The organism is Leucobacter soli (assembly GCF_042659205.1).
GTDB lineage: Bacteria > Actinomycetota > Actinomycetes > Actinomycetales > Microbacteriaceae > Leucobacter > Leucobacter soli.
The window spans coordinates 1-1,688 of record NZ_JBHSRW010000347.1; the positions used below are offsets into that span (position 1 = coordinate 1).

2 protein-coding genes are annotated in these 1,688 nt (G+C 73.3%); both read right to left on the reverse strand.

Annotated elements, in window-relative coordinates; all coding sequences use genetic code 11:
- The coding region (locus ACFPZL_RS12955) for a ComEC/Rec2 family competence protein (protein WP_382335784.1) at window positions 1-1,431 on the reverse strand (1,431 nt) is incomplete at its 3' end.
- The coding region (locus ACFPZL_RS12960) for a ComEA family DNA-binding protein (RefSeq protein ID WP_382335786.1) at window positions 1,428-1,688 on the reverse strand (261 nt) is incomplete at its 5' end. The genes ACFPZL_RS12960 and ACFPZL_RS12955, both read right to left, overlap by 4 nt.

Sequence of the window (1,688 nt, forward strand, 5' to 3'; positions counted from 1 at the left end):
CAGCGGCATCGCCGCGGCGAGGTGCGCGGCGGAGGCGACCCACCGCGCCGGCAGACTCGCGAGAAGGACCGCCATGCCGCCGAGCGCTTCGTCGATCGGGAGGAGGAGCAGGCCGAGGAGGCCGATGCCCGTGCCGAACGGAGCCGCTGGACCGGCGACGACGTTGGCGAGCACACCGATGGCCGGGATCCCCGGTTGCAGCAGGAGGAGCAGCGGACCGCAGGCGATCTGCGCCGCGACGGCCACCGACACCGCGAGGGCCAGCCACTGCGGAAGCCACGCTCGACGATGCAGCGCTCCGGAGATCGGCGCCGCGAGCAGCAGGATGCCAGCGGTCGCGGCGACCGAGAGCGAGAACCCAGGCTGCAGCGCCTGCCAGGGGTCCGCGCCGAGCAGGACGAGCATCGCGAGGCCCAGAGCGGGCGGGGCGACCGCGCGCTTCCCTCCGAAACCCGAGACGAGCAGCACGGCAGCCATCACCGCCGCGCGCTGCACGCTCGCGTCCGGGCCCACCAGCACCACGAATCCGCCCAGCCCGATGCCCGCGCAGACCGTGCGTACGCGGCGGCCGACGCCCACCAGTGCCAGCATGCGGACGACGGCACCCGTCACCAGGGCGCAGTTCGCTCCGGAGACCGCGGTGAGATGCGTGAGCGAGCTCTCTTGCATCGCCGCATCGAGCGCATCGGTGACGAGCGAGGTGTCGCCGACGGCGAAGCCCGGAACGAGCTCAGCACCCGGCTGGCGGACGGCGGCCGCGCGAAGCCCGGCTCGGAGTTCGCTTGCGAGCACGCCCAGCCCCGCCCGCGCGGAATCGGGTTCCGCAAGCACCGCGGTGTCGACACGGATCGCGTAGGCCGCACCTCCCGGAGGGAGTCGGCTCGTCACCCCGCGAACGCGCAGTTCGCGGCCGGGCGCCCAGCCCGCATCCGAGGTTTCGGAGAGCCAGAGCAGCACCGGCACCCGCCCCCGCGGCACGATCGCCTCAGCCCGCACCCAGGCGCGTGAGGCGCCGTCCGATCCGCTGCACCTGGGGAATCCTGCGAGCTCGACTCGGAACTCGATGGCGGCAGCCGCGTCCGCCGCCTGCGCGAGGTCCGTGTCCTCTCGCGCATGCTCCTGGGAGACGATCCTCGCAGCGACAACCACCAGCATCGTGCAGAGGAGGATCGACGCGCCTATGGCTCTCGGCCGGATTCCCGCAGCCGTGCGCACGGATGTCCGAGTGATGACCGCGGTCGACACCAGCAGCGTGCCGCTGAGCAGCGCTGCGACGAGCACCCAGCGAGCGGTGCCGGGCACGGCGACCGACCAGGCCGCCATGCCCCACGTGACGAACGCGGGAAGCAGAAGGCGCCAGGTCCCCGGCGGAGAACGCTGCACGGGTGCCGGAGCGTCCGTGCCGCGACCGGCGCCGCGTTCGCGCCTCATACGCGCACCCGGTCCCGGAACCCCTCGAGCGTCTTCGCACCTATCCCCGAGACCTGCAGCAGCTGATCGACGCTCTCGAACCGGCCATGCGCCTCACGCCACTCGATGATCCGCCGCGCCAATGCGGGACCGATGCGCGGCAGCTGCTCCAGTGCGCTCGCATCCGCGAGGTTCAGGTCGATGGGTGCGCCGTCCGAGGTGGAGCCGCCGCCGACCGCGCTCGAACCGGCTGCCCCGCCGCCGGCCGCATCGCCGCC